General features: G+C 72.9%; 26 protein-coding genes and 1 tRNA gene. 15 read left to right on the plus strand and 12 right to left on the minus strand.

All coding sequences use genetic code 11. From position 1 onward, the window contains the following. Positions 1–2 precede the first annotated feature (2 nt). Together DSM26151_RS02195 and DSM26151_RS02200 are read right to left on the minus strand one after the other, a co-directional pair. Entirely contained in the window at positions 3–386 is a 384-nt protein-coding gene (locus DSM26151_RS02195) for a hypothetical protein (RefSeq protein ID WP_234660793.1), read from the minus strand. Then, complete coding sequence (locus DSM26151_RS02200) at positions 383–1,939, minus strand: PspC domain-containing protein (protein WP_234660794.1); 1,557 nt, start codon at positions 1,937–1,939, stop codon at positions 383–385. The genes DSM26151_RS02195 and DSM26151_RS02200 overlap by 4 nt, the downstream gene beginning before the upstream one ends. 114 nt (positions 1,940–2,053) lie before the next feature. On the opposite strand from DSM26151_RS02200, the gene DSM26151_RS02205 reads away from it, so the two are divergent. The 5 genes from DSM26151_RS02205 to DSM26151_RS02225 all read left to right on the plus strand — a co-directional run bounded on the left by DSM26151_RS02205 (position 2,054) and on the right by DSM26151_RS02225 (position 6,322). Further along, the gene (locus DSM26151_RS02205; RefSeq protein ID WP_234660795.1) at positions 2,054–3,223 is read left to right on the plus strand and encodes an ATP-binding protein; all 1,170 of its coding nucleotides are present in this window, start codon (positions 2,054–2,056) and stop codon (positions 3,221–3,223) included. Positions 3,224–3,335: 112 nt separating this feature from the next. Beyond that, on the plus strand, positions 3,336–3,977 hold the full coding sequence (locus DSM26151_RS02210; RefSeq protein WP_234661775.1) for a LuxR C-terminal-related transcriptional regulator: 642 nt from the start codon (positions 3,336–3,338) through the stop codon (positions 3,975–3,977). Between the two features lie 257 nt (positions 3,978–4,234). After that, complete coding sequence (locus tag DSM26151_RS02215) at positions 4,235–4,681, plus strand: FAS1-like dehydratase domain-containing protein (RefSeq protein ID WP_234660796.1); 447 nt, start codon at positions 4,235–4,237, stop codon at positions 4,679–4,681. Next, the gene (locus tag DSM26151_RS02220) at positions 4,681–5,118 is read left to right on the plus strand and encodes a MaoC family dehydratase (protein WP_234660797.1); all 438 of its coding nucleotides are present in this window, start codon (positions 4,681–4,683) and stop codon (positions 5,116–5,118) included. Before DSM26151_RS02215 ends, DSM26151_RS02220 begins: the two co-directional genes overlap by 1 nt. A 1-nt stretch (position 5,119) precedes the next feature. Continuing rightward, on the plus strand, positions 5,120–6,322 hold the full coding sequence (locus tag DSM26151_RS02225) for a UDP-N-acetylmuramate dehydrogenase (protein ID WP_234660798.1): 1,203 nt from the start codon (positions 5,120–5,122) through the stop codon (positions 6,320–6,322). Between the two features lie 11 nt (positions 6,323–6,333). Here the strand turns inward: DSM26151_RS02225 and DSM26151_RS02230 are convergent, their stop codons facing one another. The 6 genes from DSM26151_RS02230 to DSM26151_RS02255 form a co-directional block, all read right to left on the minus strand. Next, positions 6,334–6,975, minus strand: coding sequence for a response regulator (locus tag DSM26151_RS02230; RefSeq protein ID WP_234660799.1), 642 nt, complete (start codon positions 6,973–6,975; stop codon positions 6,334–6,336). After that, the gene (locus tag DSM26151_RS02235) at positions 6,972–8,231 is read right to left on the minus strand and encodes a sensor histidine kinase (protein WP_234660800.1); all 1,260 of its coding nucleotides are present in this window, start codon (positions 8,229–8,231) and stop codon (positions 6,972–6,974) included. The genes DSM26151_RS02230 and DSM26151_RS02235 overlap by 4 nt, the downstream gene beginning before the upstream one ends. Before the next feature lie 39 nt (positions 8,232–8,270). Next, positions 8,271–9,134, minus strand: a complete 864-nt coding sequence (locus DSM26151_RS02240) for an ABC transporter permease (protein WP_234660801.1) — start codon at positions 9,132–9,134, stop codon at positions 8,271–8,273. After that, positions 9,131–10,015 (minus strand): ABC transporter ATP-binding protein, encoded by an 885-nt coding sequence (locus DSM26151_RS02245; protein WP_234660802.1) that lies wholly within the window; start codon positions 10,013–10,015, stop codon positions 9,131–9,133. Before DSM26151_RS02245 ends, DSM26151_RS02240 begins: the two co-directional genes overlap by 4 nt. Before the next feature lie 115 nt (positions 10,016–10,130). Further along, positions 10,131–11,135 (minus strand): isopenicillin N synthase family dioxygenase, encoded by a 1,005-nt coding sequence (locus DSM26151_RS02250; RefSeq protein WP_234660803.1) that lies wholly within the window; start codon positions 11,133–11,135, stop codon positions 10,131–10,133. Between the two features lie 306 nt (positions 11,136–11,441). After that, positions 11,442–12,101 carry a LysE/ArgO family amino acid transporter gene (locus DSM26151_RS02255; protein ID WP_234660804.1) on the minus strand — a complete coding sequence of 220 codons (660 nt, stop codon included), beginning with the start codon at positions 12,099–12,101 and terminating at the stop codon, positions 11,442–11,444. Positions 12,102–12,171: 70 nt separating this feature from the next. Between DSM26151_RS02255 and DSM26151_RS02260 the strand changes: the two genes are divergently transcribed. Then, a complete protein-coding gene (locus tag DSM26151_RS02260; protein WP_234660805.1) occupies positions 12,172–13,071 on the plus strand; it encodes a LysR family transcriptional regulator ArgP in 900 nt (299 codons plus the stop codon). Here the strand turns inward: DSM26151_RS02260 and DSM26151_RS02265 are convergent, their stop codons facing one another. Both DSM26151_RS02265 and DSM26151_RS02270 read right to left on the minus strand, forming a co-directional pair. Next, positions 13,072–14,583, minus strand: coding sequence for a deoxyguanosinetriphosphate triphosphohydrolase family protein (locus DSM26151_RS02265; protein ID WP_234660806.1), 1,512 nt, complete (start codon positions 14,581–14,583; stop codon positions 13,072–13,074). Between the two features lie 16 nt (positions 14,584–14,599). Then, positions 14,600–15,817: a pyridoxal phosphate-dependent aminotransferase gene (locus tag DSM26151_RS02270; RefSeq protein WP_234660807.1), complete on the minus strand. Its 1,218-nt coding sequence runs from the start codon at positions 15,815–15,817 to the stop codon at positions 14,600–14,602. A 568-nt stretch (positions 15,818–16,385) separates the two neighbouring features. Between DSM26151_RS02270 and DSM26151_RS02275 the strand changes: the two genes are divergently transcribed. The 7 genes from DSM26151_RS02275 to DSM26151_RS02305 all read left to right on the plus strand — a co-directional run bounded on the left by DSM26151_RS02275 (position 16,386) and on the right by DSM26151_RS02305 (position 21,407). Beyond that, positions 16,386–16,458: transfer RNA gene (locus DSM26151_RS02275), tRNA-Trp, on the plus strand. 41 nt (positions 16,459–16,499) lie between these two features. Further along, positions 16,500–16,775 (plus strand): preprotein translocase subunit SecE, encoded by a 276-nt coding sequence (gene secE / locus DSM26151_RS02280; RefSeq protein WP_234660808.1) that lies wholly within the window; start codon positions 16,500–16,502, stop codon positions 16,773–16,775. A 67-nt stretch (positions 16,776–16,842) separates the two neighbouring features. Further along, the gene (gene nusG / locus DSM26151_RS02285; RefSeq protein ID WP_234660809.1) at positions 16,843–17,766 is read left to right on the plus strand and encodes a transcription termination/antitermination protein NusG; all 924 of its coding nucleotides are present in this window, start codon (positions 16,843–16,845) and stop codon (positions 17,764–17,766) included. Positions 17,767–17,931: 165 nt separating this feature from the next. Then, positions 17,932–18,360, plus strand: a complete 429-nt coding sequence (rplK, locus tag DSM26151_RS02290; protein WP_234660810.1) for a 50S ribosomal protein L11 — start codon at positions 17,932–17,934, stop codon at positions 18,358–18,360. Positions 18,361–18,502: 142 nt separating this feature from the next. Beyond that, positions 18,503–19,192, plus strand: a complete 690-nt coding sequence (gene rplA, locus DSM26151_RS02295; RefSeq protein ID WP_234660811.1) for a 50S ribosomal protein L1 — start codon at positions 18,503–18,505, stop codon at positions 19,190–19,192. Between the two features lie 153 nt (positions 19,193–19,345). Then, positions 19,346–20,965, plus strand: coding sequence for a helix-turn-helix transcriptional regulator (locus tag DSM26151_RS02300; protein WP_234660812.1), 1,620 nt, complete (start codon positions 19,346–19,348; stop codon positions 20,963–20,965). 109 nt (positions 20,966–21,074) lie between these two features. After that, positions 21,075–21,407 (plus strand): hypothetical protein, encoded by a 333-nt coding sequence (locus DSM26151_RS02305; RefSeq protein ID WP_234660813.1) that lies wholly within the window; start codon positions 21,075–21,077, stop codon positions 21,405–21,407. Here the strand turns inward: DSM26151_RS02305 and DSM26151_RS02310 are convergent. After that, on the minus strand, positions 21,400–21,669 hold the full coding sequence (locus tag DSM26151_RS02310) for an acylphosphatase (protein WP_234660814.1): 270 nt from the start codon (positions 21,667–21,669) through the stop codon (positions 21,400–21,402). The two genes, DSM26151_RS02305 and DSM26151_RS02310, sit on opposite strands and share 8 nt — an antisense overlap. Before the next feature lie 83 nt (positions 21,670–21,752). Between DSM26151_RS02310 and DSM26151_RS02315 the strand changes: the two genes are divergently transcribed. Next, positions 21,753–22,100: an iron chaperone gene (locus DSM26151_RS02315; protein WP_234660815.1), complete on the plus strand. Its 348-nt coding sequence runs from the start codon at positions 21,753–21,755 to the stop codon at positions 22,098–22,100. Positions 22,101–22,235: 135 nt separating this feature from the next. Continuing rightward, positions 22,236–23,873, plus strand: a complete 1,638-nt coding sequence (locus tag DSM26151_RS02320; RefSeq protein WP_234660816.1) for a LuxR C-terminal-related transcriptional regulator — start codon at positions 22,236–22,238, stop codon at positions 23,871–23,873. Positions 23,874–23,957: 84 nt separating this feature from the next. Here the strand turns inward: DSM26151_RS02320 and DSM26151_RS02325 are convergent, their stop codons facing one another. Continuing rightward, complete coding sequence (locus DSM26151_RS02325) at positions 23,958–25,502, minus strand: APC family permease (RefSeq protein WP_234660817.1); 1,545 nt, start codon at positions 25,500–25,502, stop codon at positions 23,958–23,960. Positions 25,503–25,658: the final 156 nt, after the last annotated feature.

The following is a 25,658-nucleotide window of genomic DNA, read 5'->3' on the forward strand; positions in this document are numbered from 1 at the left end:
CGTCAGCCGCGGGAGCGGCTCGCGCGGCGCAGCACGCCCGCGAGACCGGCCACGAGCAGGATTCCGCCGAGGGCCAGCAGGAGCATGAGCCCGAGCATCGCGGGCTCGAGCGAGGACCACCAGGCGGATGCCGCGTCGCGGCGCTCGGGATCGACGACGGTCCACAGGGTGGTCGCAGCGATCGCGGCGAACACGAGCCCCCAGAGGATTCCCGCCCAGCGGATGCGGGGGCCGTCTCCGGCGCCGGCGGCGGTCGGCTCGGATGGGTGCAGCACGGCCGTCGCCTCGGTGCGTCCCGTGGCCTCGGGCGGCGACAGCACGGCCGTCGGCTCGGCGTCGGCGGCGGAGTCGCCGGGGCGACCGGATCCGTTCGCGGGCTCGGTCATTTTCTTGCCTCCTCGTCCTCGTGGTTCACGATCAGGATGCGGCTCGCCCCGGTCCGGATCGAGAGCGTCGCGTCGGGCCGGCCGGGCGTCGTGCCGGTGCCGATGGAACCGGCCCACTCCGAGTTCCCGGGTGCGGTGAGTTGGGCACCGTCGAAGTACGCCGTGCTCGACCCGTCGACCCGGGCGAACTCGACCCAGCACGACCCGCACTCGACCCGCAGGTCGAGCCGGGCGTCGTTGCGGAGCTCGACGACGATCGACCCGGCCCCCTGCAGGAGCTCCATTCGCGCCGGCGCCGTTCCGACCGCGTCGCCGTCGACGTGCAGGAACGTGTTGCCGACCGGCTGCACGTACGTGCCCGTGCGCACCTGCCCGTCGATCGAGCCGACCACCACGGCGCCGGGCCGCGGCGCCGCGGCGCTGGCGAGCGTGCCGACGAGCAGTACGACGACGACGAACGCGAGGAACCCGCTCCGACGCCGGAGCACGCCGGCGAGCACCATCGCGAGCGCGCAGGTCAGGGTCGCGACCGCGAGGCCGATGGTGCCCGCGGAATCCCGTTGGTCGGGCGAGGACATCGCCACGACGGAGGCGATCGCCCCGAGCGCGAGCGCCGCGCCGATCGTGGCGACCACGTACGCGAAACTGGTCCGCGGCCGGGTGCGGCGCCGCTCGCGCCGAGCCGCTTCGGCCTGCGCGGCGAGCTCGGCGGCGCGGGCCCGGTTCTCTGCGGCGGCCGCCGCACGCGCGGCACGGCTCGCGTCGGCCTGGGCCCGTTTCCACGCGTCGTGCTCGACCCGCCAGGCGTCGTACTGGGCCTTCCACGCGGCGTACTCGGCGGTTCCGTTCGATGCGCTCGTCGCGGCCGGGGGAGTGGGCGCCGCGCCACCCGTCGGGTCGGGCACGGTACCCGGGGCGGATGCCGCGGCCGCACCCGCGCCCGCACCGGCCTCGCCGCCGGCCGAGGCATCCGTTCCGGCACTGCCGGCCGAGGCATCCGTTCCGGCACCGCCGGTCGCGGCATCCGCTCGCGACCTGCGCACGACCCAGACGATGAACCACACGATCCCGGCGATGCCGGCGACCGTCCACAGCACCGGCCAGAGGTTCACGCCCAGCGGATTGAACGGGTTGAACGGGTTGAACGGCACGTCCCAGTCGAGCGGACCCCACGCCCAGCCCCAGGGGAGGATCCCGACGAGCAGGAAGACGCCGATGCCCACGAGCGCCGAATCCCAGACCCCGCGGATCGCCTGCTCGAGGTGGATGCGACCGGTCGTGTCGGGCAGCAGCAGCCAGGCGGCGCCGTACGCGAGGAACGCCGGTGCGCCGAAGAGCGCGAACACGACGAGCACCCCGCGCACGATGATCGGGTCGATCCCGAGCCGCGCGGCGACGCCCCCGGCGACACCGCCGATCCAACCCGGGGTGCGCGGCACGTTCAGCGATCGGAGCCAGTCGAAGAAGCCGGAGCCGGAAGGCGCGCCGGCCGGCGTCCCCGGTGGCGGCGGGGCGGGCTGGTCGGTCTCGGGTGGGGCGGAGTTCTGGGCCATGCCTCGATGGTGCCGTTCCCGCGCGGGCGGCCGCCATCGGGCATCGCCCTGAGGCGACCCTGAATCCCACGCCCGGGGGCGCGGCCGGCGGCATCCGGCTGCTTGAATCGAGGCATGTCCGCCGTCACCCCGGTCCCGCGCCTCACCCGGCGACGGGACTGCCTGGTCGCCGGCGTCGCGGGCGGGCTCGCAGACCACCTCGGGTGGCCCGTCGCCGGTGTGCGCGTCGGGTTCGTCGTGACCGCGCTGTTCGGCGGTGCCGGGCTGCTGCTCTACGCGTGGCTGTGGGCGTTCACCCAGTGGGACGGAACGGATGACGCGGCGCGCATCGCGCGGCGCGCGCCCGTCGCGTGGATCCTCGTGTCGGTCGAGGCCGCGGTGCTGCTGTGGGGGATCGCGGCGGTGCTCGACGCCGGATCCGACCAGGTCGACCGGGCCGCGCCGGCGGTCTTCACCGCGATCGGGTTCGCGGTCGCCGCCGGGGCGTGGGCGACGCTGATCGATCGCCCCGACCCGGACCGCGGTCCGCGGCACGAACAGGCGGTGCGCGCCGTCGCGGCCGCGCTGCTCGTCGTGCTGGGGCTCGTCGCCGCGGCGGTGCCGGGGGCGGGCTTCGCCGGTGCGATGCTCGCGGTGCTGTGCGCGGTCGGGGTGGGGCTCGTGTTCGCGCCCTCCCTCATCGCCGTCTGGCGCGACCTCACCGACGAGCGGGTGCGCCGGATCCGAGACGAGCAGCGCAGCGAGATCGCGGCGCACCTGCACGACTCGGTGCTGCAGACGCTCGCGCTCATCCAGAACCGCGCGGGCGCGTCGAGCGAGGCCGGGCGACTCGCGCGGGCGCAGGAACGGGAGCTGCGCAGCTGGCTGTACGACGGCGACGCGCCGGCCGACAGCGACCTCGCGACCGACCTGCGCGACTACGCTGCGGCGCTCGAGCTCGACTACCCGGTGCGCATCGAGGTCGTCGTCGTCGGCGCGTCGGTGGAGCGTGCGAGCGGAGAGCTCGCGGCGGCCGCCCGCGAGGCGATGCTGAACGCCGCCCGCCATGCCGGCGGTGAGGTGTCGGTCTACCTCGAAGGGTCCGAGCGAGGGGTCGACGTGTTCGTGCGCGACCGCGGCCCCGGGTTCGACGCCGCGAGGGTGCCGGGCGATCGTCTCGGGGTGCGCGAGTCGATCCTCGGCCGCATGCGCCGGGCCGGCGGGAGTGCGACGGTCACCTCGGGCGCCGGCGAGGGCACCGAGGTGCACCTGCGATCCGAGACGGAGGGCGCGCGTGCGCGATGACCTCGAGCCGAGCGACCCGAACCGGGTTCCGGCGCCCGAAGCAGGCCGGAGCGGGGTTCCGTCGCCGGAACCTGCTTCCGGTGCGCGAGGCCGTCCGACGCTCCGGGTCGTCGTGGTCGACGATCACTCGATCTTCCGGTCGGGCCTGCGTGCCGACCTCGACCGGTCGATCGAGGTCGTCGGCGAGGCCGCCGACGTTCCGCAGGCGGTCGCCGTCGTGCTCGCGCAGCGACCCGACGTGGTGCTGCTCGACGTGCACCTGCCCGGGGGAGCGGATGCCTCCGGCTCAGGTGGCGCGGAGGTGCTCCGGCGTGCGGCTCCCCACGTGCCCGACACGAGGTTCCTCGCCCTCAGCGTGTCCGACGCGGCGGAGGACGTGGTCGGCGTGATCCGCGCGGGTGCCCGCGGCTACATCACGAAGGGCACGTCGGGTGCCGAGGTCAGTCGCGCGGTGCACGCCGTCGCGACCGGCGACGCCGTGTTCTCGCCGCGCCTCGCGGGCTTCGTCCTGGATGCGTTCGGCGCCGCCGTCGGCGAGACCGCGGCGGCCGACGACGAACTCGACCGGCTCACCGCGCGCGAGCAGGAGGTGATGCGACTGATCGCCCGCGGCTACGCCTACAAGGAGGTCGCGTCGAGCCTGTTCATCTCGGCGAAGACGGTCGAGACCCATGTGTCGTCGGTGCTGCGCAAGCTCCAGCTCTCGAGCCGGCACGAGCTCACCGCGTGGGCCAGCGCCCGCCGACTCCTCTGACGCGCGCCGCTGCACGTGCCGCCGCACGCCGGGCGCCGGGCGCCGCGCTCCGCGCCCGCTCGCCGCGCCCGTCGCACACCTCGAGTGGGTGCCATATGCACCGCTCGCGGACCTGAGCGGTGCATTCGGCACCTTCTCGCGCAAGGGGGCCGGGCGCGGGGCATGGGAGGACGGGGCCGGGTCGGGTCGACGGGGCGGATGCCGCGACGGTCGGCCGCGGCATCCGCTCGCCCTCGCGCGCTGCGTAGACTGTCACGGTGCCAGTGAACCCCGAGCTGCAGGGGCGCGAGTTCCCGCCCGCCGCGCCGTACCTCGTCGGCCGTGAGAAGGTGCGCGAGTTCGCGCGCGCCGTGTTCGCGACCAGCCCGATCAACCACGATGTCGAGGCTGCGCGCGCGGCCGGCCACGCCGACGTCGTCGCGCCGCCGACGTTCGCGGTCGTCGTGCAGGAGCACACGCTCGCGCAGCTGCTCGCCGAACCCGACGCCGGGATCGACTTCTCGAGGGTCGTGCACGGCGACCAGCGGTTCACCTCGTCCCGGGCGATCGTCGCGGGCGACGAGCTCACCGCGCGGCTGACCGTGTCGAGCGTGAAGACGCTCGGCGCGCACTCGATGGTCACCGCGGAGTCGGTGATCTCGGATGCCGCGGGCGAGCACGTCGTGACCGCGATCTCCACCCTCGTCGTACGAGGAGACGACTGATGACGCAGGCGAACCAGACTCCCGACTTCGATGCGCTCGCCGTGGGCGAGGTCGTCGCCGAGCGCCACGTGCACCTCACGCGCGATGCGCTCGTGCGCTACGCGGGCGCCTCGGGCGACTTCAACCCGATCCACTACCGCGACGACGTCGCCGCGTCGGTCGGCCTGCCGGGCGTGCTCGCGCACGGCATGCTGACGATGGGACTCGCGGTCCAGCCCGTCGTGGACTGGGCGGGCGACCCGGCGCGCGTGGCCGACTACCAGGTGCGGTTCACGCGACCCGTCGTGGTCGACCCCGAGCAGGGAGCGGATGTCGCGATCAGCGCGAAGATCGGCCAGCTCGACGCCGAGGCGCGCACCGCGCGCGTCGACCTCACCGTGACCTTCGAGGGCGCCACGGTGCTCGGCAAGGCGCAGGTGCGGGTGGTGCTCGCCTGACATGACGGATCCCGGCATCAGCCCCGCCGCCAGCTTCGCGGATCTCACGACGCTCCGGGTCGGCGGCCCGATCGGCCGGCTCGTGACGGCGACGACGCAGCGTGGACTGGTCGAGGCCGTCCGCGAGGCCGAGGCTTCGGGCGAACCGTGGATGGTCCTCGGCGGCGGGTCGAACCTGCTCGTGGGCGATGACGGGTTCGAGGGCACGGTGATCCGGATCGCGACGCGCGGCATCGAGGTGCGTCCGGGCAGCGATCCCGGGTCGGTGCGGGTGCGCGTGCAGGCCGGCGAGACGTGGGACGACCTGGTCGCGTTCACGGTCGAGCGCGGGTTCTCGGGGCTCGAGGCGCTGAGCGGCATCCCGGGATCGGTCGGCGCCGCACCGGTCCAGAACATCGGTGCGTACGGGCAGGAGCTCTCCGACGTGCTCGTCGGCATCGAGTTCCTCGACGAGGGCGCGGCCGAGCCGCGGAGCATGTCGGCGGACGACCTCGAGCTCGGCTACCGGACCTCGGTGCTCAAGCAGGGCCTCGCGGGCGTCGTGGTCTCGATCGAACTCGTGCTGCACGACACGACCGCCGAGCAGGAGGTGCTCGGCGAGGCGCTCGGCACCCCGGTCGCGTACGCGCAGCTCGCGGGCGCGCTGGGTGTGCAGTTGGGCGACCGGGTGCCGGTGGCGGCGGCCCGCGAGGCGGTGCTCGCGTTGCGGGCGGGCAAGGGCATGGTGCTCGATCCCGAGGATCCCGACTCGGTGAGCGCGGGCTCGTTCTTCACGAACCCGATCGTGTCCGAGCGGATGGCGCGCAGCCTCCCTGGTGACGCCCCGCGCTGGTATCTCGAACCCGACGAACCCGACGAGGTGGTTCCGCTGGCGGAGCTCGAGGCGCGGTCGCCGCTGGATGCGTTCCTCGAGCATCAGGCCGAGGCCGCGTCGGCGGCCGAGCGTGCGGTCGCGGATCCGACGCTGCCGCTGGTGAAGCTGTCGGCTGCGTGGCTCATCGAGCACAGCGGCATCCGTCGTGGCTTCGCCCTTCCCGGCTCGCGCGCCGCGGTGTCGTCGAAGCACACGCTCGCACTGACGAATCGTGGCGGCGCGAGCGCGGAGGAGCTCGCCCAGCTCGCGCGCTTCGTGCAGGGGCGGGTGCAGTCCGAGTTCGGCATCCTGCTGCACCCGGAGCCGGTGCTGGTCGGCGTCGAGCTCTAGCGGGAGGGCGCTCAGAGCAGCCCGAGCTCCATCGCCCGTGTGACCGCGCGCGTGCGGTCGCTCACCTCGAGCTTCTCGAACACGTGGATGAGGTGCGTCTTCACGGTCGCCTCGCCGATGTGCAGCATCCGCCCGATCTCGGGGTTCGAGCGGCCGTCGGCGACGAGCCGGAGCACGTCGAGCTCACGCGGCGAGAGCGTCGGCGCGGGGTCGGCCGCCGACGTGCGCACGCGCGCGACGAGCTTCGCCGCGATCGACGGCGCGAGCACCGTCTCGCCCGCCGCGACCGAGCGGATGCCGGCGAGGATCTCCTCCTGGGGTGCGGCCTTGAGCAGGTACCCGCTCGCCCCGGCCTCGATCGCGGCGAGGATGTGGTCGTCGGTCTCGTAGGTCGTGAGCACGAGCACCCGCGTGCCCGCCCCGCCGACGGATGCCACGATCCGCTCGGTCGCGGCCGCGCCGTCGAGCACGGGCATGCGCAGGTCCATGAGCACGAGGTCGGGACGCAGCTCGGTCGCGAGGGCGACGGCCTGGGCGCCGTCGACGGCCTCGCCGACGACCTCGATGCCGGGCTCCGATTCGAGCAGCCCGACGATCCCGGCCCGCACGATCGGGTGGTCGTCGGCCACGACGACCCGGATCGGCTCGTTCATGCCTCGCCTCCAGCCCGGGCACGGGCGCCGGCCGCGCCGCCTCCGCCGCCTCCGCCGCCTCCGCCGCCTCCGTCGTCGGTCGTGGGCCCGGGCGCGGCATCCGCCCGGGGCACGACGACCCGCAGGACCGTGCCGCCGTTGCGCCCGGCCCCGAACTCGAGCCGGCCGCCGACCAGGCCGACGCGATCGCGCATGCCCGCCAGTCCGAATCCGCCGTCGCGGTGTGCCGGGTCGCCGGGCCCGACGCCGTCGTCGCGGACCGCGAGCACGATCTCGGGCGGCGTGCCCGAGGTCGTGACGGCGATCTCGGCCGCACTCGCCCGCGCATGCTTGCGCACGTTCGCGAGCCCCTCCTGCGCGCACCTGAGCAGCACGACCTCGAGCTCGCGGTCGAGGCCCGAGGCATCCGTCGTCACCGACACCCGCACGCCGGTCTCGCGCTCGAACGTCGCGGCCAGCCGTCGCAGCGCCTCCGCGAGGCCGGCATCCGAGTCGACCGGGGCCAGCGAGGCGACGAGCCCGCGCGCCTCGGTGAGCGCCTCGCGCGCCATCTGCTCCATGAGCTCGACGTCGCCGCGAGCGGATGCCGCATCCGCACCCTCGACGGCGGCGAGCCGCCGCGCGGTGCGCTGGGCGACCATCACGAGGCCCGTGAGGCTCTGCGCGATCGTGTCGTGGATCTCGCGGGCGAGCCGGCCCCGCTCGTCGGAGACCCCGGCGTCGCGGTGCATCGCCGCGAGCTGACCCTGCGCGGCCTGCAACTCGTCGAGCAGGCGCGCACGCTCCTCGCCGAACTCGGCGATCCGCGTGACCCAGAGGCCGAGCGCGATGCTGAATCCGACCGACAGGGCGGCGACGACGCTGCCGACGACGAGGCCCGCAGGCCACTCCCGCACCGCGTAGCCCACGACGATCGCGACGGCGATGGCGAGGTTCGCGATGATCGCGCTGCGCGTCGACGGCGACGACGACCAGACGAACGGGTACAGGAACGCCTGGAGGATCGCGAACGACGGCTCGATGACCGTGCCGATCGCGAGGAGCACCGCGTAGACGAGCGAGACCGCGAGGTGCGCGCGCGGCGTCGCGACCGGCACGCACCTGCGGCCCCAGACGAGGTGGACGAGCAGGAACGCCCCTGCGGTCGCCCACACGCCCGCGTCGTCGGCGCCGAACGGCGGGTCGAGCAGCGAGATCGCGACGATCACCACCGAGACGGCGATCGCCGCGGCATCCCACCACCGCACGTTCTGCATGGACTCAGGCTCCCACAGGGCGTTCGTGCTGCGAAGCGCTCACGCGTCGCGCCGGATCCACCGGAAGGTGAGCCGGCTCAGGACGAGCCCGACGACGAGCCACGCGAGGAGCGCGACCGCGACCCACCCGAGCTCCCACGCGCCGTTCTGCTCGAGCACCGCGAAGTCCTCGGGCAGGAACACGGCGCGCATGCCCTGCGCCATCCACTTCAGCGGGAACAGGCTCGCCACGTTCTGCATCCACTCGGGGAGTGCGTAGAACTGGAGGTAGACGCCCGAGATGAACTGCAGCACGAGCAGGATCGGGATCACGACCGCAGAGGCCGACTTGCCCGAGCGCGGAACCGACGACAGTGCGATGCCGAGCAGGGCCGACGTGCCGACGCCGAGCACGAACACCCAGGCGAAGGTCGCCCACTTCTCGGGCTCGGTGGGCAGCGCGATGCCGAACAGGGTGGCGGCGGCGAGCAGCAGCAGCCCGGCCTGCATCACGCCGGTCACGAAGACCTGACCGATCTTGCCCAGGAAGTACGACACCGGCGAGAGCGGTGTGCCGCCGAGGCGCTTCAGCGTGCCGTCGGACTTCTCGGTCGCGATGTCGATCGCGAGGTTCTGCACGCCCGAGAGCAGCATGCCCGCGGCGAGCATGCCCGGCAGGTAGTAGGCGCCCACGGAGACGCCCTCCATCCCGGGGCCCGGCTGGATGTCCCCGCTCGAACTGAAGGCCGCCGTGAAGATGCCGAGCATGATGAACGGGAACAGGAACGTGAAGAAGACGGCGTCGGGGGAGCGGAAGTAGCTCGTGACCTCGTAGCCGATGCGGGAGGCGCCGAGCGCGAAGCGCCCGGGTCGACGGATGCCGGCGGCGGGGCCGGTCGCGGTGGGGCTGACGGCGGTGCTCATGCGTGGGCCTCCTCGGTCTCGCGGGTCTCGGCGCCGGCGGCGCGGACCAGGTCCAGGTAGATGTCCTCGAGGCTCGGACGGATGACCTCGAGGTCGACGGGTTCGCCGCCGAGGTCGCGGGCGACGGATGCCACGAGCCGCGCCGGGTGCTCGGTGCGCGCTTCGCGCGGGGAGCCGTCGGCGTCTCGCCAGCGCACGATCGGGACGCGCGCCTCGGCGCCGCCGAGCTCGTGCACGCGGCCGACGTCGACGAGCCTGCCACCGATGATGATGCCGGCCCGGTCGCCGAGCTGCTCGGCCTCGTCGAGGTAGTGCGTGGTGAGCAGGATGGTCGTCCCCTCGCGCTTCAGCGACCGGATCAGCGCCCAGAACTCGCGGCGCGCCTCGGGGTCGAAGCCCGTCGTGGGCTCGTCGAGGAACAGCAGTTCGGGTCGCCCGATGATGCCGAGGGCCACATCGAGCCGTCGCCGCTGCCCGCCCGAGAGCTTCGCGATGCGCGTGCGCTCCTTCGCCTCGAGCCCGACGGCGGCGATCACCTCGTCGACGTCGCGCGGGTGCGGGTAGAGCCCGGCGAAGTGCGCGAGTTGCTCGCGCACGGTCATCGCGCCGCTCTCGGTGCCCGACTGCAGCACGATGCCGATGCGCGCCTTCCAGTCGAGGCCGCCGTGGGCCGGATCGACGCCGAGCACGTCGACCTCGCCCGCGCTGCGCAGGCGGTAGCCCTCGAGGATCTCGATCGTGGTCGACTTGCCCGCGCCGTTCGGCCCGAGCAGCGCGAAGGTCTCGCCGCGCGGGATGTCGAGGTCGATGCCGTCGACCGCGGCGACGGTGCCGTACTGCTTGCGGAGTCCGCGGATCCGGACTGCTGGGATGTTCTCCATGCCTCGAGCCTGCTCTCCGGACGGCCCGGGCGGTAGCCGTGGAGCGGTCGATCACGCCCTCAACCGGTCGGTGGATGCCGCGTCCGTGCAGCGCGCGGACGCGGCATCCGCTCGATCACGCCCCGACCAGCAGGTGCGGGTGCTGCGCCTCGACCACGTCGGGGTGCGAGCGCATGCGGCTCTTCAGCCAGTTCTCGCCGAAGACGGCGTGCAGCGGGTTCGCGGGGTCGTCGGTGATGCCGCGCGCCTCGGCCGCGAGCGAGGGCGGGAGCTCGACGCTCGGGATCCGCGCGTCGAGCGACGGCCCGTGGAAGTAGGGGATCGAGATGCGCTCGGTGCCGGGCTCGGGGGAGACCACGCGGTGCAGCGTCGCCTTGAGGTACCCGCCCGTGGCGATCTCGAGCAGTTCGCCGATGTTCACCACGAACGCGCCGGGGGGCGGGGTCACGTCGATCCACTCGCCGTCCTTCTCGACCTGGAGGCCGGCCTTGCCCTCCTCGACGGAGAGCAGCGTGAGCACGCCGAGGTCCTTGTGCGCGCCGACGCCCTGCGCGGGCTGCTCGGCCTCGACGCCCGGGTAGCGCACGATCTTCACGTACGGCGACGGCGTCGCGAACGCCTCGTCGAAGGTGTCGGCCGGTGCGCCGAGCGCCTCGGCCCAGGCGCGCAGGAGCCGCGTGCCGACCTCGTCGAGGCGCGTGATCCACTCCTCGGCGACCTCGCGCAGCTCGGGCAGTGCGGCGGGCCACAGGTTCGGCCCCTGCAGCACCCAGTAGTCGGGCGTGTCGGGTCCGAGCGGCACGGCGGGGCGCTCGGCGCCGATGTCGATCTGCTCGCGGATGTCGACGCGGCCGAGGGTGCGTTCGCCGCCCATGCGCGTGTAGCCGCGGAAGTGCGGGCTCTTCACGTTCTCGATCGCCAGCTTGTGCGATTCGGGCAGTGCGAAGAACGCGCGGGCGGCCGCGTAGGCGCGTTCGATCAGCTCAGCGGGCACGCCGTGGCCGACGAGCGAGAAGAAGCCGACCTCGTGGGTCGCGCGGCGCAGTTCGTCGCGGAACGCGGCCTGCTGTTCGGGCGTGCCGTTGAGGAGGGAGAGGTCGAGGACGGGGATGCCGGACATGTGCTGGTCCTTTCGAGGGCCGGGAGGGTGGTGCGCCGACGAAGCGGCCCCGGCATCCTGGGGACGTCGGCTCCCTGGCATCCGGCCGGCCGTCCCCTGGGGGCTGACGGGCGATGGATGCCGCGGGGCTGACGCGGACGCGTCGGATGCGGCGTGAGCACTGGGCTGCGGTCGGCGGCGCGTGGAGAATCGCGCCCTGGGATCGTCGGGGAGGACGATCGCCTAGCGGCGACAGCAGCGACAGGACTTGGTGCTCACGATGTCGCACACGGTAGCACGCGGCGGGCGTTCCGCGGAATCCGGCCGTCAGGCGGCGAGGACGAGCGAGGCCGCGATCGCGAGCATCACGAGGGCGATGATGCCGTCGAGGATGCGCCAGGCGAGCGGGCTCGCGAGCGGGCGGCCGAGGAGCCTCGCGCCGTAGGCCAGGGCGAAGAACCAGGCGAGGCTCGCCGTGATCGCACCGGCCGCGAACGTCCAGCGCGCCTCGCCGTGGGTGGCCCCGACCGAGCCGAGCAGGATCACGGTGTCGAGGTAGACGTGCGGGTTCAGCCAGGTCAGCGCGAGGCACGTGAGGATCACGGGCGCGAGGGCGGTCCGCGTGAGGGTACCGACCCGACCCTGCGCGGCCCCGGGACCCTCCTGTTCGAGCGCGGGTTCGGCCACGAGGCCCGCGTCGGCGCCGCGCAGCGCGCGGCGTGCGGCGAGCACGGCGTAGCCCACGAGGAACGCCGCACCCGCCCACCGCGCGATGCCGACGAGCCACGGCATGGCCTGTAGTGCGGCCCCCATTCCGCCGACGCCGGCGGCGATGAGCACGGCGTCGGATGCCGCGCAGATCGCGGCGACCACGAACACGTGTTCGCGCCGGACCCCCTGGCGCAGCACGAACACGTTCTGCGCGCCGATGGCGACGATCAGGGAGAGCCCGAGCCCGAGGCCCGCGGCGAACACGGTGACATCCACGGCGACGACGCTACGGCCCGCGTGCGATGGAATCCAGCTCAGGATTCTTCAGGACCATTAGCATCGCTTCATGCACATTCCCCTCGACCTCGCGCGGACCCTCGCGGCCGTCGTCGACGCCGGAACCTTCGAGGGCGCCGCGGCCGACCTCCGGATCACGCCCTCCGCGGTCTCGCAGCGCGTGAAGCAGCTCGAACGGCGACTCGGTCGCGTGCTCGCCGTGCGGACCAAGCCCGTCCGCCCCACCGAGGCCGGCGCCGCCGTCGTCCGCCTCGCGCGCCAGCTCGCGCTGCTCGAGCACGACGCGCTCGCCGCGTTCGGCGGCGAGGATTCGGCATCCGCCCGCCCCACGACCGTGCCGCTCGCGGTCAACGCCGACTCGCTCGCGACCTGGTTCCTGCCCGCGCTCGCCCGGCTCGCGGGCGCGCACCCGGTCGTCTTCGACCTCCACCGCGACGACCAGGACTTCACCGCCGGGCTCCTCGAGAGCGGCACCGTGATGGGGGCCGTGACCTCGCAGGCCGACCCGGTCGCCGGATGCCTCGTCCGCCCGCTCGGCGTCATGCGCTACACCGCCGTCGCCACGCCCGGCTGGATCGCCCGATGGTGCCCGGGCGGCGCCGATGCCGGCGCCCTCGCACGCGCCCCCCGGGTCGACTTCGACCGGCGCGACGACCTGCAGGCCGAGTACCTGCGCCGGATCGGAGCGGATGCCGAGCAGCCGCCGCGGCACCTCGTGCCCGCGTCGAACGACTTCGCGACCGCGATCAAGCTCGGCCTCGGCTGGGGGCTCCTGCCCGGGTTCCAGTGCGACGAGGAGCTGGCCGACGGCCGGCTCGTCGCGCTCGGCGGCCCGGCGGTCGACGTGCCGCTGTACTGGCAGCAGTGGAACCTCGGTTCCCCGCTCCTCGACGCGATCGCCGAGGGCGTCACGCGCGATGCGCGCCGCGCTCTCGATCCGCCGGGGTGATCACAGGTTCTGGCCGATGTCCCACAGGCGGTCGGGCCGACCGTCGATCGCCTCCGAGACCGCGAGGGCCTGATCGTCCGAGAGCGATGCGACGTAGTCGACGACGCCGCGCCCCACGCCGAGGTCTCGGACCTCCGCCGCCGAGGGAACCGGCACCCCCTCCGGGCGGGTCGAGCGGAGCCCGGCATAGCCGTCGGTCGCGATCTCGACGAGCTCCCGCAACCGCAGCGGCACGCGATCCCGATCGTCCTCGTCGCGGAGCCACGCCGTGAGCCCCTTCACCGCGCGCGTGATCACGCGGCTCAGCCCCCGCTGGTACATGACGATGTCGGACCGGTCGAGGATGAAGTGCCGATGCACGAACTTCAGGATCTCGACCTCGTGCCAGGCGCGTTCGTCGAGCGTCACGAGCCCGGCCCGCACGATGCCGTCCGGTGCGGGAACCACCGAGGACTGCAGGTGGTCGATCCACCGGTTCGTGAACGAGGAGAGCGCCTTCTCGGCCGCGATCGAGCCGTCGAACGGACTCGCCAGCAGTCCGTCGACGAGATCGTCGGCGACCACGCCCACCGCCTCGCGGAACGCGTCGTCGCCCGCGATCCAGGGGTCGCTCGCGTGCAGCTTCCTGCGCAGCGCCTCGAGCGCGCTCCCGGGCGGCGCAGTGCGCCGACGGAGCTCGTCGTCGTCGAGGTCGCGCAGCTGCACGCCCGACTCGATCCAGCCGCGGAACTCGCGTGCCACCGCGCCCTGGCCGAGCAGGCCCGCGCGATGGAAGTCGTCGACGTCGTGGATCGAGTACGCGATGTCGTCGGCGATGTCCATGATCGAGCACTCGAGCGACTGCCGCAGCGGCGGATGGCCGTCGCGTGCCTCGAACAGGTCGGCCGCATCGATCCCGTACGCCGAGAACTTCAACGCCTCGACGCCGTGATCGGTGCGCCGGAGCCCGCGCGGCAGCGGCCCGTCGCCGAGTTCGGAGACCTCGACGTCGCGCGTCCACGGGTACTTCGCGACCGCGCTCCGCACCGCCGCCGTCAGGTTCAGGCCCCTCGGGGCCACCTGGCTCACGTCGAGCACCGTGATGATCCGGTACGTCTGCGCGTTGCCCTCGAACCCGTCGGGAAGGCCCAGCGTCTCGCGCGCGAGCCGGTCGAGCACCCGCTCGCCGAGATGGCCGAACGGCGGGTGGCCGAGGTCGTGGGCGCTCGCCGCGGCCTGCACGACGACCGCGTCGCAGCCGTGCGCGAGCGCGAAGTCGCGCGTCGGCGACGCGGCATCCGTCATCTTCACCGCGATCGCACGCGCGACCGCGGTGACCTTGATCGAGTGGGTGAGCCGGTTGTGGATCAGCGGGCCCGCACCGGGCTGCCCGATGACCTGCGTCACCGCCGAGAGGCGCGAGAAGTACGGCGAGAACCTGACGCGCTCGAGATCGAGGCGGAACTGGGAGTGCTCGCCGACGACGTCCGCGCTGCTGCGAGGCTCGTCGACGTGACGGTTCGCGCGGTCCATGCCGGATGTTCCCGGGTCAGGCGAACAGTCGCTGCAGCCGCTGCACGCCCTCGAGGAGCGGTTCGTCGCCGAGCGCGTAGCTGAAGCGGAGGAACCCACTCGGGCCGAACGCCTCGCCGGGCACCGCGGCGACCTCGGCGTGCTCGAGCATGAGGTCGGCGAGTTCGAGCGAGGTGGTCGGCGTGGTGCCGGCCCACTCGCGGCCGAGCAGGCCCGAGACATCGGGGTAGACGTAGAACGCCCCCTGCGGGACGGGCACGTTCATGCCGTCGATCTTCGACAGTTCGGCGACGATCGTGCGGCGGCGGCGGTCGAACGCGCGGCGCATCCGCTCGACCGGCTCCTGCGGCCCCGTGAGCGCCGCGAGCGCTGCGCGCTGCGAGATGTTCGACACGTTCGAGGTCAGGTGGGACTGCAGGTTCGCGGCGCCCTTCATGACGTCGGCCGGCCCGACCATCCAGCCCAGGCGCCACCCGGTCATCGCGTAGCTCTTCGCGACGCCGTTGACGAGGATCGCTCGGTCGGCGAGCGCCGGTACGGCCTCGACGATCGACACCGCGCGGGGCGGGACGCCCTCCGGGTCCTCCGCGTAGGTGAGGTTCTGGTAGATCTCGTCCGCGACGATCCAGATGCCGTGCTCGAGCGCCCACTCGCCGATCGCCGCGACCTGCTCGGGCGCGTAGACCGCACCCGTCGGGTTGGACGGCGAGACGAACAGGAGCACCTTGGTGCGCTCGGTCCGCGCGGCCTCGAGCTGCTCGACCGTCACGAGGTAGCCCTGGTCGGAACCCGCGAACACGTCGACCTGCACGCCGCCGGCGAGCTTGATCGCCTCGGGGTAGGTGGTCCAGTACGGCGTCGGGACGAGCACCTCGTCGCCCTCGTCGAGGAGGACCTGGAACGCCTGGTACACGGCCTGCTTGCCGCCGTTGGTGACGACGACCTGCGAGGCGTCCGCGTCGAGGCCGGAGTCGCGTCGGGTCTTCTCGGCGATCGCCTCGCGCAGCACGGGGAGGCCGGCCGCGGGCGTGTACCGGTGGTTGCGCGGGTCGCGCACCGCCTCGAGCGCCGCCTCGACGATGTGCTCGGGCGTCGGGAAGTCGGGCTCGCCCGCGGCATACGAGATCACGGGCCGGCCCTCGGCCTGGAGCGACTTGGCCTTCGCATCCACCTTCAGGGTGGCGGACTCGGCGATGGCTGAGATGCGGGCGGAGAGGCGGCGCTGATCGGTCACGCGTTCCAGCCTACGGCGGACCGGGCCCGAGCGTCAGTGGCGGGCCCGAGCGTCAGCGGCCGACCCGGGCGTCAGCGGCCGACCCCGGGCGGAGGGACGCCGCGGCAGTCGTTCCCCCGAGCCGCGGCGTCCGGCGCCTGCCCCCACAGGCGCGCCCTGCAAGTCCTCACGTTGCGCATCGTCTCCGATGCCCACCACTCACGCTACGCCCGTGCGCTCGCGTCCGGGGGGCCATTCGTCCCTGATCGAGGGGTTGATCGGCGCTTTCGCCCGGCATCGGGCTCGAGTGGGTGCCGAATGCACCGCTCGTCGCCCCTGAGCGGTGCATTCGGCACCCACTCGCGAGCGCGCGGGGCGCGTGTGCGGGGCGCGCGCGGAGCACGTGCGGGGCATGCGGGGCGTGTGCGGCGGGCGGCGCCATCCGCTTTGCCCGGCGCGGTTTGGCGGTGGGCGATCCGTCGCCTAAACTTGCTGAGGTTGCGACATCCGACCAAGATCTCCCCTGCCCGCCCGGGCCGGGGAGGCGAGGATCGGGCGCCGCGACACCCTCGGAGGTGAACGCCTCCGGAGGGCGGTGGCTCAATTGGTAGAGCAGCGGTCTCCAAAACCGCAGGTTGCAGGTTCGAGTCCTGTCCGCCCTGCGAGCCGGCCGGTGATGGTCGGCCCATGAAAGGTGTACGAGGTGGCCCGGAAAGTACTCGACGAACCCAGCGAGGACGTCGTCGCCAACGCCAGGCGCGAGAGTGCAGCGCGGCGCAATCCCTTCGCCAGGATCGCCTTGTTCATCCGCCAGGTCATCGGCGAACTCAAGAAGGTCGTCACGCCCACCCGCAGGGAGTTGCTGAACTTCACCGGTGTGGTGCTGGTCTTCGTGATCATCGTGATGGCGATCGTCTGGGGCCTCGACCAGCTGTTCGGATGGCTGGTCCTGTACGTCTTCGGAACGCCGGGGGTCTGATCGGGCCGTCGGCCCGGCACCTGCCTCGGGGGTTCCCGGGGTACGGCTGAACAGAAGGATTGAGGAAGTGTCGAAGAACGAGCGCCAGGACGTCGACTGGGCGACCGCTGCGGAGCAGTCCTCCGAAGAGGATGAAGCGCAGGAGGGCAACTCGCTCGAGCGCGACGAGCACTCCGCCGATCCGGCCGAGCAGCGTGCGGTGCACGTCGTCGACGATGAGGGCAACGACGTCGACCTCGACGCCGTGCTCGACGCGATGGCCGAGGCCGCCGACCCCGAGGCGGACTCCGTCGTCGACGACGCCCTCGAGATCGACTCGGCCGACGAGGCCGAGGCCGCGCTCGAAGCCGTCACCGAGGAGGACGAGGACCACGACCCGTACGAGGCGTTCCGCAACGAGCTGCGCTTCCTCCCGGGCAAGTGGTACGTCATCCACTCCTACGCCGGGTTCGAGCGTCGCGTGAAGGCCAACATCGAGCAGCGTCGCGAGACCATGGCCATGGCCGAGTTCATCCACCAGGTCGAGGTCCCGATGGAGGACGTCGTCGAGATCAAGAACGGCCAGCGCAAGATGGTCACGCGGGTCCGCGTGCCCGGCTACGTGCTCGTGCGCATGGACCTCAACGAGGAGAGCTGGTCGGTCATCCGCCACACGCCCGGCGTCACGGGCTTCGTGGGCAACGCCCACAACCCGACGCCGCTCCGGTTCGAAGAGGCCTTCAACATGCTGAAGCCCCTCGTCGACCTGAAGGACGTCGCGCCCGCCAAGGGCGCCAAGGCGGCCTCGGGCGGCGGCGCGGCGCGCCAGATCCCCGCCGAGGTCGACTTCGAGGTCGGCGAGACGATCACCATCAAGGACGGCTCGTTCGCGGGCCTGCCCGGCACGATCAACGAGATCAAGCCCGAGAGCGGCAAGCTCACGGTGCTCGTCTCGCTCTTCGAGCGCGAGACCCCGGTCGAGCTCAGCTTCGACCAGGTCACCAAGCTGTAAGCGGGGCCCAGGGCCTCACAGCCCCAGCGCAGCAACCCTCCGGTATCATCGGAGGGTTGTGCTGCGTCCCGAACCAGTACACGGACCACCGCGACCCGGAACCGCCGGGATCGCGGGAGAGTGCCCCGGCTCCGGCCGGGCGTTCGAAACAGGAAGAGAGAAATCATGGCACCGAAGAAGAAGGTCACTGGTCTGATCAAGCTTCAGATCAACGCCGGCGCCGCCAACCCCGCACCGCCGATCGGTCCGGCGCTGGGTCAGCACGGCGTGAACATCATGGAGTTCTGCAAGGCCTACAACGCGGCCACCGAGTCGCAGCGCGGCAACGTGATCCCCGTCGAGATCACGGTCTACGAGGACCGCAGCTTCACCTTCATCCTCAAGACCCCGCCCGCCGCCGAGCTCATCAAGAAGGCTGCCGGCGTGCCCAAGGGCTCGGGCGTCCCGCACACCACCAAGGTCGGCAAGATCAGCCAGGACCAGGTCCGTGCGATCGCCGAGCAGAAGATGGCGGACCTGAACGCGAACGACCTCGACGCCGCGTCGAAGATCATCGCGGGCACCGCCCGCTCGATGGGCATCACGGTCGAATAGGGCCATCCCGCTGATCGGGGCGGCCCGACGAGGCCGTCCGGCGATCGGCGAAACGGATGCCGGCGGCATCCGTTCACCAGAACTCTCACTCGTGGCAGCGCCCGCCAGGCGCGATGACCACACTCTCGCAAGGAGAACCAACATGGCACAGAAGTCCAAGGCCTACCGGGCCGCGGTCGAGAAGATCGAGGCCGGCAAGTACTACACCCCGTCCGACGCCGTCGCGCTCGCGAAGGAGACCGGCTCGGCGAAGTTCGACTCGACCGTCGAGGTCGCGCTGAAGCTCGGCGTCGACCCCCGCAAGGCCGACCAGATGGTGCGCGGCACCGTCATCCTCCCGCACGGCACGGGCAAGACCGCCCGAGTCATCGTCTTCGCGACGGGTCCGGCCGCCGAGGCCGCGATCGCCGCGGGCGCCGACGAGGTCGGCGGCGCCGAGCTCATCGAGAAGGTCGCCGGCGGGTACACCGCGTTCGACGCGGCCGTCGCCACGCCCGAGCTCATGGGCCAGGTCGGTCGCCTGGGCAAGGTGCTCGGCCCGCGCGGCCTCATGCCGAACCCCAAGACCGGCACCGTGACCCCGAACCCGGCCAAGGCCGTCGAGGAGATCAAGGGCGGCAAGATCGAGTTCCGCGTCGACAAGCACGCGAACGTGCACTTCGTCGTCGGCAAGGCCTCGTTCTCGCAGGAGCAGCTCAACGACAACATCTCGGCCGCCCTCGAAGAGGTCGTGCGTCTCAAGCCGTCGAGCTCGAAGGGCCGCTACATCCAGAAGGGCGCCGTGTCGACCACGTTCGGCCCCGGCATCCCGCTGGACGTCAACGCCATCTGAGTCTCGCGACTCGTCACGAAGGGCTCGCCGGTTCGCCGGCGGGCCCTTCGTCGTTCGCGCTTGCGGCGGCGACGGGCCCGGCGTTACGTTGTGCCTCGACGGTGCGCGGATATCCGGGCCGGTCCGTCGAGGATGCGACCGTGGAGGAGCGGGATGACTGCGCCCAGCGCGCTCGAGGCGGGCAGGATCGCCGCCCGCGAACGGCGCTGGGCCGACGCGGTGGAGCAGCTCGCGAGGGCCGATGCGGCCGGCGGGCTCGCGGCATCCGACCTCGAGCTCCTCGCGACCGCGGCCATCCTGCGCGGCGATCGAGCCTCCGCCGTCGACGCGGGCGAACGCGCCTACGCCGCGTACCTGGTGGACTCGGACGACCGGTCCGCCGCGCGATGGGCGGCCTGGCTGGCGCTCGAGCTCGTCGAGGTCGGCGAGTTCTCCGCGTCGCTGTCCTGGTCGTCCCGCGCGATGCGCGTCGCCGAGACGGTCGGCGATCCGCTGGTGTCCGCGACCGTTCGGATCGGGCCCTCGGTGGCCCGACTCGCCAGCGGCGACGCGGCCGAAGCCCGGCGGACGGGAGAGGAGATCCTCCGCGTCGCCGAGCGCCACGGCGACCGCGAGCTCATCGCGAGCGCGTCGCTCATGCTCGGCAAGGCGCTCATCGCGCTCGGCGCCGTCGAAGACGCCCTCCGGGTCTACGACCGCGCCATGGCCGTCGTCGTGGGCGAGGACACCGGGCCGTTCCAGACGGGCGACATCACCTGCGCGGCGATCGCCGATGCGCTCATGGCGAGCGACCTGCGTCGCGCGAGCGCATGGATGGACTTCCTCGACCGCTGGTGCCGGGCGCAGCCGTCCTTGATCAGCTTCGGCGGCCAGCGGCACGCACTGCGCGCGCAGGTGCAGCTCGTGCGGGGTGACTGGGCCGAGGCGGCCGCGTCGGTCGAGGCGGCGATGGCCGGGCTCCGCGCGGGCGACTTCCGCGCGGCCCACGGCGCGCCGTACTCTGCGGGCGAGCTCCAGCGGCTGAGGGGCGCGTTCCACGCCGCGGCCGAGTCGTATCGGCGAGCCGCCGAGTCCGGCTGGGACCCGCAGCCGGGTCGGGCGCTGCTCCTGCTCGCGGGCGGCCGGACCGACCAGGCGCAGGCCGAGATCCGGCGAGCCCTCGCCGGCGGCGACCCGTTCACGAGACGGTACGTGCTCCCGGCCGCGGTCGAGATCGAGGTCGCGGCGGGCGACCTCGACGCCGCGCGCCGCGCGCTCGAGGAGCTGAGGGCGTCGGGGGATGCCATGCGGACGCCGTTGTTCGACGCCGTCGTCGCGTTCGCCGACGCCAGGGTGCGATCCGCGACCGGGGACGGCGCCGCCGCGCTCGCGCGCTCACGTGAGGCGGCCGACGGGTTCGCGGAGGCCGGTGCACCGTACGACGCCGCGCGTGCGCGCGTGCTGGCCGCGAGCGTGCTGGCCGAGGCCGGAGACCGCGACGCGGCGGAGACCGAGTTCCGCGCGGCACGGGAGGTGCTGCTGGCACTCGGCGCCGAGCCGGCGCTCGCGGAGGCGACGCGGCTGCTGGGGGAGCGCCGGCGCGGGGCGCTCACCGAACGCGAGGTCGAGGTGCTGCGGCTGGTGTCGACCGGGCTGACGAATCGCGGCATCGCCGAGCGGCTCACGCTCAGCGAGAAGACGGTCGCGCGCCACCTCAGCAACATCTTCGGCAAGCTCGGGGTCGCGTCGCGGGCGGCCGCGACGGCGTACGCCTACGAGCACGGGCTCGTCTGAGCGGGAGCCTGCCTGGGCGTGATGGGCAGAACGACCCATCGGCGCGGTTCGCGAAGTTGCGTGCTTCTCCCGACGCGCCCGGTCCGGTGCCGCGCGTAGCGTCGCGGTCATGGATGTTCCGGTGCTGGCGGGGATGGTCGCGGCCGTCGTGTTCGCGACCGCCAACCTGCCGATGGTGTGGAAGGCGCTGCGCACGCACGACGTGGGCTCGTACAGCCTCGGGAGCATCGCCATGATCAACGGGGCGAACGCCGTGTACTCCGTGTACGTGTTCAGCCTCCCGGTCGGACCGATCTGGCTGCTGCACTCGTTCTACGTCCTCGCATCGGCCGTCATGCTCGTGCTGTGCGTGCGCGCGTTCCGGGGGCGGGGTCGCTCATCGGCGCCGGCTGCCCCGCGCGGTGACGCGAGGTCGCGGCATCCGCTCGTCGACGTCAGCTGAGCACGCGGAAGCCCCGCTCGCCCGTCGGCGCGAGGTCGGCCGTGCTGAGCGAGGTCACCTCGGCACCGGGCGGCCCCTCGTCGAGCCACGAGAGCATCGCGTCGACGGATGCCGCCTCGCCCTCGATCTCGGCCTCGACGGCGCCGTCGTTGCGATTGCGGATCCACCCCGAGACGCCGAGCCGTTGCGCCTCGACGCGCGCGCCGAACCGGAAGCTGACCGCCTGCACGCGGCCGTGGACGATGACGCGCTGCCGGATCATGCGACCCCCTCGCGACGAGGGTAGACCGTGCGCCCCGCGTCGGCACGGATGCCGCGCCCGCGCCCCGAGCGTACGATGACCGCATGGGTGAGGTCGCGGAATACGTCGCCGGGCTCGACGAGCCCGCGCGGTCGGTCATCGAGGGCGTGTACGCCGTCGCGCGCGAGGTCGTGCCCGATGCTGAGGAGGGCCGGAGCTACGGCATGCCTGCGTTGCGTCACGGCGGGAAGCCGCTGCTCGCGGTGATGGAGGCGAAGACGCACATCGGGCTCTATCCCTTCAGTCCCGCCGTGATCGACGGCGCCGAGGAGGTGCTCGACGGGTTCGAGCGAACGAAGGGCTCGATCCGGTTCACCGCGGAGCATCCGCTGCCCGAAGCCGCGGTGCGTCGTCTCGTGGGCCTGCGGCGGGCGGAGATCGACGGGGTGTGAGGTCGGGCGCGACCGATGCGCCGGCACCCATGCCGTTGCCGGGCTCGGACACCGGGGCTAGCCTGAGATCGGCCCCGGCCGCATCGATCGAGCTCGACCGGGTGGCGGCCGCGCCGTCTTCTCCGGGGAGGCGTCATGGACGCGTCGACCGCCCTCGATCGAGGGCGCATCGCCTATTCCGAGCACCGATGGGCCGACGCGATCGCGGACCTGGAGGCGGCCGATCGTGCGACGGCGGCCGCCGCGGCCGACCTCGAGCTGCTCGCGACCGCGGCTGTGCTGCTCGGCCGGTTCGACGACGGCGTCGCGTGGCGGACCCGCGCGCATGAGGCGTACCTCGCCGACGGCGACCTGGACGGCGCGATCCGCTCCGCGTCGTGGCTGGCCATGCAGTTCGTGTACGTCGGCGACCTGGCCCAGGCCGGCGGCTGGTTCGCACGGGCCGAGCGCCTCGTCCACGACCGGCCGGACGGCCGCGCCGACCGCGGCTTCCTCCTGATCCCGGCGGGGCTCGCGGCGCTTGCGGACGGGGACGGTGAGCGAGCGGCCGCGGTGTTCGAGCGCGCGATCGGGCTCGCACGCGCCGCGCGGGACGCCGACCTGATCGCGCTCGGCGGGCTCGGACTCGGGCAGACGGACATCATGCTGGGCAGGTCGGCGGACGGCCTGGCCCGGCTCGACGAGGTCATGGTGGCCGTCACGGCGGGCGAGGTCTCGCCGGTTCCGTCCGGCATCGTGTACTGCGAGGTGCTGCAGTGCTGCCGGCAGGCGTTCGACGTGCGCCGGGCACGTGAGTGGACTCGCGCCCTCGACCGGTGGTGCGCCGAGCGACCCGACATGGTCGCCTTCAGTGGCCAGTGCCACGCGCACCGTTCGGAGCTCTTCCTCCTCCACGGCGCCTGGGCCGACGCGCTCGATGCCGCGCGGTCGGCGGCCGAGCGGGCGGCCCGGGGAGACCCGAACGGGGTGTTCGCCGCGAGGTACCAGCTGGGCGAGGTGCATCGGCTGCGAGGCGAAGCGGATGCCGCTGCGTCGTCGTTCGAGGAGGCGGGGCGCACCGGCTTCGAGCCGCAGCCGGGACTGGCGCTGCTCCGGTCCTCTCAGGGCGACCACGATCGGGCCCGCGCGATGATCGTCGCCGCGGCCGAGCGCATGGACCCCGCGGAGCGCCGCCGACTGCTCGCGGCCACGGTGGAGATCCTGCTGGCCGCGGGAGACGTCGTCGCCGCTCGCGGCGCCGCCGACGAGCTGCGCGAGCTCGGGCGGGCGAGCCCCATGCCGATGCTCACGGCCCTCGTCGAACAGGCCGACAGCGCGGTGCTGGTCGCGGAGGGCGACCACCGGGCTGCGCTGACGGCGTCGCGACGCGCGTGGGCGGGCTGGCGCGACCTCGACGTTCCGTACGAGGCGGCGAGGTGCCGGGTCATCGCGGCGAGGGCGTGCCGCGGGCTCGGCGACGAGGAGTCGGCCGCGATGGAGCTCGACGCCGCACGTGCGGTGTTCGAGGAGCTCGGCGCCCGGCCCGCCCTCGCGGCGCTGGAGGCCGGACGGCCGCCCGCCGGATCGCCCTCGAACCCCGACGGGCTCACCGGGCGCGAGGTCGAGGTGCTCAGGCTCGTGGCGGCGGGCCGGACCAATCACGGGATCGCGGAGGAGCTCTACCTCAGCGGGAAGACGGTGGACCGGCACCTCAGCAACATCTTCGCCAAGCTGGGGCTCCGATCGCGGTCGGCCGCGACGGCCTACGCCTTCCGGCACGGCCTCGCCGACTGACGCGTTCCCGGGCGGAGTGCGAGAGGACGGCGGGGCGCACCGGGGCGGTCGCCCCGGTGCGCCCCGGTCGGCGCTCGTCGTGCGTCAGGCGACGGGTTCGTCGGCCGCGACCGCGGCGGCATCCGTTGCCTTCGCACCGGTCGCGTGCGCGCGCAGCCGCTCGGCGACCTCGAGCGCGTCGCCCGCGGGCGCCTCGGAGCGACGGTCGGGGCGGGCGACGAACAGGTACGCCAGGCCGCTGCCGAGCACCACGCCCAGGCCGATGAGGACGATCCAGTCGGTGACGGGGTCGCCCGACGTGCCGGGCGTCGCGAGGAGGATCATCGCGAACACGCCGTAGGCGAGCGCGACGATGTTGACCACGAGGCCCCAGCGGCCGAGCGAGAACGGCCCGGCGGGCTTCCAGCCGCGGATGCGCTGCCGGAGGGCCGCGAGGACGACCATCTGGAAGGCGACGTAGATGCCGAGCACGGCGAACGCGGTGACCGGGTAGAGCAGGTCGGCGTTCAGCCACACGAGGAACGCGATGACCGCGGGCACCGTGCAGGCGACGATGAGGGCGTTCGCGGGGACCCTGCTGCCGTCGGCGACCTTCGACAGCCAGCGGTGGCCCGGGAGCATCCCGTCGCGTGCGAACGAGAAGAGCAGCCTGCTGGCGGCGGCCTGCAGGCTCAGCACGCAGGAGAGGAAGGCGGTCAGTGCGACGACGAGGAACAGCTTCGCGCCGACCGGTCCGAGCGTGGACTCGAGGATGGCCGGGATCGGGTCGGGGTCCTCGCCCGCGACGATGGCCTGCAGGTCGGGTGCCGCGAGCACGTATCCGGCGAAGGAGAACAGGGCCGAGACGCCGCCGACGAGGATCGTCAACTGCATGGCGCGCGGGATCCGCCGGGCGGGGTTCTCGACCTCCTCGGCGACGTCGCCGCAGGCCTCGAACCCGTAGAAGAGGAAGAGGCCGGCGAGTGCGGCGCCGATGAACGCGGTCAGGTAGCCGCCCTCGCCCTGGACGCCCATGGTGTCGAAGAAGATCGAGAACTCCTGCTTGCGCTGGAACACGAGCAGGTAGAGGCCGAGGCCGATGACGCCGACGAGTTCGGCCGCGAGGCCGATGCGCGCGATGCGCGAGAGCCATCGCGTGCCGGAGAGGTTGATGAGCAGCGCGATGAGCAGCAGGCCGAGGGTGAGCCACAGGGTCGTGTCGGCGGTGGGCTCGAGGTCGAACAGGCTGGCCGCGAAGCTCGATCCGTACTCGGCGACCGCGGTGATCGTCACGAGAATCGCCCAGATGTAGACCCAGGCGGCCATCCAGGCGTAGCGGCGACCCCAGAGGCGTCGCGCCCACGGGTACACGCCGCCGTGGATCGGGTACTGCGAGACGACCTCGCCGAACACGAGCGAGACGAGCAGTTGCCCGGCCCCGACGATCACGATCCACCAGATCGACGGCGGACCGCCCACGGTCAGCGCGAGCGCGAACAGCGAGTACACGCCGACCAGTGGGGAGAGGTAGGTGAAGCCGAGGGCGAAGTTCGCCCAGAGGCTCATGGAGCGGTTGAAGGAGTCCTCGTAGCCGAGGACCCGGAGGTGCTCTCGGTCGCCGAGTTCGGCGGACTTCGCGGTTTCGGACATCGCTGCCTTTCGTGATCATCATCGATCGCGCCCGCCCACCCTCGGGCGCCGGTCGGGCCAGCCTGCCATACCTTCGGCTTTATATCTATAGAACCGAATGATTATTTCGAGCGGATGCCGCAGCGCAGGTGCACGCATGCGACGAGCCCCCGGCCG

Origin of the sequence: Agromyces marinus, from assembly GCF_021442325.1 — a bacterium.
In the GTDB taxonomy this organism is placed as follows: domain Bacteria; phylum Actinomycetota; class Actinomycetes; order Actinomycetales; family Microbacteriaceae; genus Agromyces; species Agromyces marinus.

What these genes read in the sequence shown, in the direction of transcription:
- DSM26151_RS02195 (WP_234660793.1), bottom strand. Translation starts at nt 386, where the DNA reads ATGACCGAGCCCGCGAACGGATCCGGTCGCCCCGGCGACTCCGCCGCC.
- DSM26151_RS02200 (WP_234660794.1), bottom strand. Translation starts at nt 1,939, where the DNA reads ATGGCCCAGAACTCCGCCCCACCCGAGACCGACCAGCCCGCCCCGCCG.
- DSM26151_RS02205 (WP_234660795.1), top strand. Translation starts at nt 2,054, where the DNA reads ATGTCCGCCGTCACCCCGGTCCCGCGCCTCACCCGGCGACGGGACTGC.
- DSM26151_RS02220 (WP_234660797.1), top strand. Translation starts at nt 4,681, where the DNA reads ATGACGCAGGCGAACCAGACTCCCGACTTCGATGCGCTCGCCGTGGGC.
- DSM26151_RS02225 (WP_234660798.1), top strand. Translation starts at nt 5,120, where the DNA reads ATGACGGATCCCGGCATCAGCCCCGCCGCCAGCTTCGCGGATCTCACG.
- DSM26151_RS02230 (WP_234660799.1), bottom strand. Translation starts at nt 6,975, where the DNA reads ATGAACGAGCCGATCCGGGTCGTCGTGGCCGACGACCACCCGATCGTG.
- DSM26151_RS02235 (WP_234660800.1), bottom strand. Translation starts at nt 8,231, where the DNA reads ATGCAGAACGTGCGGTGGTGGGATGCCGCGGCGATCGCCGTCTCGGTG.
- DSM26151_RS02240 (WP_234660801.1), bottom strand. Translation starts at nt 9,134, where the DNA reads ATGAGCACCGCCGTCAGCCCCACCGCGACCGGCCCCGCCGCCGGCATC.
- DSM26151_RS02245 (WP_234660802.1), bottom strand. Translation starts at nt 10,015, where the DNA reads ATGGAGAACATCCCAGCAGTCCGGATCCGCGGACTCCGCAAGCAGTAC.
- DSM26151_RS02250 (WP_234660803.1), bottom strand. Translation starts at nt 11,135, where the DNA reads ATGTCCGGCATCCCCGTCCTCGACCTCTCCCTCCTCAACGGCACGCCC.
- DSM26151_RS02260 (WP_234660805.1), top strand. Translation starts at nt 12,172, where the DNA reads ATGCACATTCCCCTCGACCTCGCGCGGACCCTCGCGGCCGTCGTCGAC.
- DSM26151_RS02265 (WP_234660806.1), bottom strand. Translation starts at nt 14,583, where the DNA reads ATGGACCGCGCGAACCGTCACGTCGACGAGCCTCGCAGCAGCGCGGAC.
- rplK (WP_234660810.1), top strand. Translation starts at nt 17,932, where the DNA reads ATGGCACCGAAGAAGAAGGTCACTGGTCTGATCAAGCTTCAGATCAAC.
- rplA (WP_234660811.1), top strand. Translation starts at nt 18,503, where the DNA reads ATGGCACAGAAGTCCAAGGCCTACCGGGCCGCGGTCGAGAAGATCGAG.
- DSM26151_RS02300 (WP_234660812.1), top strand. Translation starts at nt 19,346, where the DNA reads ATGACTGCGCCCAGCGCGCTCGAGGCGGGCAGGATCGCCGCCCGCGAA.
- DSM26151_RS02305 (WP_234660813.1), top strand. Translation starts at nt 21,075, where the DNA reads ATGGATGTTCCGGTGCTGGCGGGGATGGTCGCGGCCGTCGTGTTCGCG.
- DSM26151_RS02310 (WP_234660814.1), bottom strand. Translation starts at nt 21,669, where the DNA reads ATGATCCGGCAGCGCGTCATCGTCCACGGCCGCGTGCAGGCGGTCAGC.
- DSM26151_RS02315 (WP_234660815.1), top strand. Translation starts at nt 21,753, where the DNA reads ATGGGTGAGGTCGCGGAATACGTCGCCGGGCTCGACGAGCCCGCGCGG.
- DSM26151_RS02320 (WP_234660816.1), top strand. Translation starts at nt 22,236, where the DNA reads ATGGACGCGTCGACCGCCCTCGATCGAGGGCGCATCGCCTATTCCGAG.
- DSM26151_RS02325 (WP_234660817.1), bottom strand. Translation starts at nt 25,502, where the DNA reads ATGTCCGAAACCGCGAAGTCCGCCGAACTCGGCGACCGAGAGCACCTC.